General features: G+C 36.0%; 5 protein-coding genes. All 5 read right to left on the bottom strand.

All coding sequences use genetic code 11. The features are described 5' to 3' along the window. Window positions 1-136: 136 nt before the first annotated feature. Window positions 137-682, bottom strand: a complete 546-nt coding sequence (locus ACM44_RS14730; protein ID WP_048500825.1) for a hypothetical protein — start codon at window positions 680-682, stop codon at window positions 137-139. An 881-nt stretch (window positions 683-1,563) separates the two neighbouring features. Continuing rightward, a complete protein-coding gene (locus tag ACM44_RS14725) occupies window positions 1,564-2,025 on the bottom strand; it encodes a hypothetical protein (protein ID WP_152669401.1) in 462 nt (153 codons plus the stop codon). Window positions 2,026-2,424: 399 nt separating this feature from the next. Continuing rightward, a complete protein-coding gene (locus ACM44_RS15900) occupies window positions 2,425-2,556 on the bottom strand; it encodes a hypothetical protein (RefSeq protein WP_262486494.1) in 132 nt (43 codons plus the stop codon). Window positions 2,557-2,901: 345 nt separating this feature from the next. Continuing rightward, window positions 2,902-3,081, bottom strand: a complete 180-nt coding sequence (locus tag ACM44_RS14720; protein ID WP_048500823.1) for a hypothetical protein — start codon at window positions 3,079-3,081, stop codon at window positions 2,902-2,904. Window positions 3,082-3,085: 4 nt separating this feature from the next. Then, a complete protein-coding gene (locus tag ACM44_RS14715) occupies window positions 3,086-3,613 on the bottom strand; it encodes a hypothetical protein (RefSeq protein WP_048500822.1) in 528 nt (175 codons plus the stop codon). Between the last annotated feature and the right edge of the window lie 509 nt (window positions 3,614-4,122).

The raw sequence follows: 4,122 nt of genomic DNA, 5'->3' as shown, positions 1-4,122 counted from the left end.
AAATTCCGGAAACTTTCACCAGCAAAAATAAAAACCTCCTTTAAATCGCTTAAAAAGAGGTGGTTTTGGTTGAGTTTTGAAAACTATTATTGGAAAATTAGGGTTGTGCAACAGCTACCCGTGTTACCTGCTGGCTTTATTCAGTTTCAAATTCTCGGTCAATAATTTGTCTTTCTCTTTTTCTGTCTGATTTACGCTTGTCGGACTTTAACTTTTGTTGGTATTTGTTCTTGTCGCTGTCAAAGTGCATACTACTTTCAGCAAGCCAAGAACCCTGTCTAACCATAATTCCGTTCCAAACGCAAGTGTCGTAACCACAGTTATGTTTAGAGTATTCGCCAAAATTTCTATGCTTGATTTTTTTGTCCTCCAAAATACTTTGCTGACTTTTTCTGATGTCGTCCCATATTTTTTGTTCATCACCTTTTGTCAATTCTTGTCCCAAATACTCTACTTCTACAAAAGTTTTTGGGTCTTTGAGTTGGAGAAAGTCAAATGTCTTTTTGAATGTTTTATGGGCATATTCTCTAACTGTTAATTTCTCGTCAAGAGCCAGTTTCTCATTCTCCACGATTGAGCGATAAAGTCCAAGTGTATTGAAGTCTTTATATTTCTTATAGTTGTCGATGTAAAAGAAATATTCTTTTAATGTCAGAGTATTGAATTTTTGTCCTATTTCCATTTTGTTACTTTTGAGTGTCGTTTTTTAAGCTCCTAACTAACGTTAAATTAAAGCATTGGTAATCAGGTAGTTTTATTTTTAATATTTGATAGATAAAAATAGTGAAATTTTATTCGTTAGCGGCTAAAAACAACTTCGTTTTCAAGTAGGGGAATTCTGACTAACGTTAAAATAAAGCATTGGTAATCAGGTGTTTTTATTTTTAAAATTTGATAGATAAAAATAGTGAAATTTTATTCGTTAGCGGCTAAAAACAACTCCGTTTTCGAGTAGGGGAATTGCAGGTAACGGAGCGCGGCTTTACTAAGTGGCGTGACGTTTAATGATTAGTTGTAAATGTAAACAAAAATTCCAACTTAGTAATTTCCGGCGAAGAAAACAGTAATGGAGCCATTGCTTAAAACCGCTGTTGAAACAAACCTCCAGTAGCTTTTCCCAATTCGCCGTTTTAGTAATTTTGTTTTTTTAGCAATCAAAACATTACTATGGCTACAAAAAAAAATCTCGGGAGGGTTTACGAACGAACAAAACCCTGAATCGTGCCTCGAGCGAAGTTAACGGTTTTGCCCAACTCCTGCAACGCTTCGAAGGAAACATTTCCATTCTGGGCAGAAGCAAACGTACCTTCGACAATTACTCCCGTGATATCATGCTGAAAAGAAAAACCGCAGAAACATACTCCCAAAGGTTACCCTACGCCACAAAAAAAAAGCAGCCCTACCGAAAAAACTGCCTTTATATCCTCAATCCTAAAAACCATATCCCCATAACAGGACCAAAATACAGCTCAAAAAGCTGCCGGAGCTAGCTCGTCCAGAGCGCAGCGAAGAATCTAACAGGCCTTCATTGTTGGCTTTTCAAGCCCAACGAAAGCTTAGTTATTATCTGCTGTTGTATTTTTCTTCAGTATCGGTTTTCAAGTTATTGATAAATTCTTTGTTCCAATTGTAAACTCTTTTATTAAATTTGTTTGTTGCTAACTTATTGTTTACGTAAGCATGGGTAATTTTTTCATTTGGATAAATTACAAAAATTGTATCCACTAATTTTTCGGTTTTCCAATCCTCGACTTCAATAATTCGCAAAACATTTTTTTTAATCGACTTAGTTTTTTCGTCGAAATAAATTTTCGCATCAATTGAGCCCAATTCTGGTCCCAAATGAACTTTTAGAAATCTCAATTTTGAATTAACGAAATATGATTTTTGCGGTGTCAGTTCGTCATAATTATATTTGAACAATTCCGCATTGTTTTTCTTAATGGAATCAGAAAATTCTTTTTCGAACGCTAATTCTATTTTGTCATTATTTTTTCGGCAACTTTGAAATGTCAAAATTGTCATAATTAATATCATAAATGGTTTCAGCGGCATCATTTTACAATCCTAACTAACGTTAAAATAAAACATTGATAATCAAGTGGTTGTATTTTTAAAATTTGATAGATAAAAATAGTGAAATTTTATTCGTTAGCGGCTAAAAACAACTTCGTTTTCGAGTAGGGGAATAGCAGGTAACGTTTGGGTATTTCTGTTGGCGGGGACTTTTTATAACAAGTTGTTGTAAATATAACAAATAGAACAATTAGCGAAAATCTTTATGATAGGAACTTCCGACCCGCTAATAGAAATACCTTGTTGAACTAAACCTCCGGTAGCTTTTCCGATTCGCCGTTTTAGTAATTTTGTTTTTTAAACAATCAAAATATTTACTATGGCTACAAAAAAAAATCTCCGGAGGATTTAAGGACGAACAAAATCCTCAATCGCGCCTCGAGCGAAGTTAACGGTTTTGCCGAACTCCGGCAACGCTTCGAAAGAATTATCTCCATCCTGGGCAGAAGCAAACGGACTTTCCACCATCACTCCCGTCATATCATGCGGCTAAGAAAAACCGCAGAAAACCACTCCCAAAGGCTACCCAACGCCACAAAAAAAGCAGTTCTCCCAAAAAAACAGCCTTTATATCCCCAATTCTAAAAACGATATCCCCATAAGAGGACCAAAACACTGTTGAAAAGCTACCGGAGCTAGCCCGTCCAGAGCATAGCGAAGGATCTAACGGGCGTTACCTCTTTCTTATTTATTTTTCTAAAGAATCGGTGATTGCTAATTCATTTGGCTACGCCGAACCTCCGGTTTTTTGTCTTTCAAACCAAACGACCCGAGGCAAAGCCGAACTGAGCGAAGCTAAAGCTTAGTTATTGTACGATGTGTTATTTAGGCGTTTTCAGATTTTTTTGTTGTTTTTCTGCCGCGTACAGATTTACTTTTATCTAAAACTTTCTGTTTTTCCTTATATTTTTTAATAAATTCTGAAATTTCCTTTCTGTCTTTATCTGTCAAAGGTTCGCTTTGTATCACAAAATCTACACCTTTTGGTTCTTTTATGTATCCCATTTTCTTACGTTTTAAAATATTTCTCAACTAAAATTTTTGCCGAATGTGTAGGAATAATCATCTTATGTCCTCCAAAATGATAGGCTCCTAAAGTATTCTCGTAATGTTCGATCAGTTTTGTTTTCGCTGTAAAAGCGACAAAACCTTCGTGTCCTCGCTGAAAAGAAGTCTTGCACACAAAGGCAACTAAATTTCCTGCAACACCTTCGTAAACTTTTTTAGCACCAATATTGAACGGAGCACTCTCAAGCAAATTCATATAAATATAGTCGCTTTCTACCGCAAAACTTACAAGCCCTTGAATTATGTCTGTATTTTCTTCAATAGAAAGTTTATAAACCTCCAAACTATTATTATTCAGTTCTTTTCTCCAATCAAAGTTCCATCCATTTTTCTTAGTAACTTTTCTTAGGTCAGTTTTAGTCAGACGAGTAACAACAGTACGAAAACTATCGCCTGTCACTATATTTTGAATTGAATTAGTCAACTTATCAATTACAAAATCAAGTTGAATATTTACTTTTTCTCCCACAAAGTAAATATACAAAAAAGTACTGATTTATGTCGTAAATTTTAGACGGCATTTTGTTTGACATATCGTACAACGTCCAGCAGCATTGCGAAGTTGCGACTGGACTAAGCCAGGCCTTTGCGTCGCAATTTTGCAAAAAGCTGTTGAACTAAACCTCCCATAGCATTTCCCTATTCGCCGTTTTAGTAATTTTGTATTTTTAGCAATCAAAACATTACTATGGCTACAAAAAAAAATCTCGGGAGGGTTTACGAACGAACAAAACCCTGCATCGCGCCTCGAGCGAAGTTAACGGTTTTGCCCAACTCCTGCAACGCTTCGAAGGAAACATTTCCATTCTGGGCAGAAGCAAACGTACCTTCGATAAAAAACCGCAGAAATCCCCTTCTAAAGGCTACCAAGCGCCACAAAAAAAAGCAGTCCTTCTAAAAAACAGCCTTTATATCCTGAATTCTAAAAACGATATCCCCATAACAGGACCAAAATGCCGCCGAAAAGCTACCGGAGCT

Source organism: Chryseobacterium koreense CCUG 49689, assembly GCF_001045435.1.
Taxonomy (GTDB): domain Bacteria; phylum Bacteroidota; class Bacteroidia; order Flavobacteriales; family Weeksellaceae; genus Kaistella; species Kaistella koreensis.
The sequence above is the reverse complement of the archived record's forward strand: the minus strand, read 5'-3'. Positions and strand labels throughout refer to the sequence as shown.

What these genes read in the sequence shown, in the direction of transcription:
- ACM44_RS14720 (WP_048500823.1), bottom strand. Translation starts at nt 3,081, where the DNA reads ATGGGATACATAAAAGAACCAAAAGGTGTAGATTTTGTGATACAAAGC.
- ACM44_RS15900 (WP_262486494.1), bottom strand. Translation starts at nt 2,556, where the DNA reads ATGACGGGAGTGATGGTGGAAAGTCCGTTTGCTTCTGCCCAGGATGGA.
- ACM44_RS14730 (WP_048500825.1), bottom strand. Translation starts at nt 682, where the DNA reads ATGGAAATAGGACAAAAATTCAATACTCTGACATTAAAAGAATATTTC.
- ACM44_RS14725 (WP_152669401.1), bottom strand. Translation starts at nt 2,025, where the DNA reads ATGACAATTTTGACATTTCAAAGTTGCCGAAAAAATAATGACAAAATA.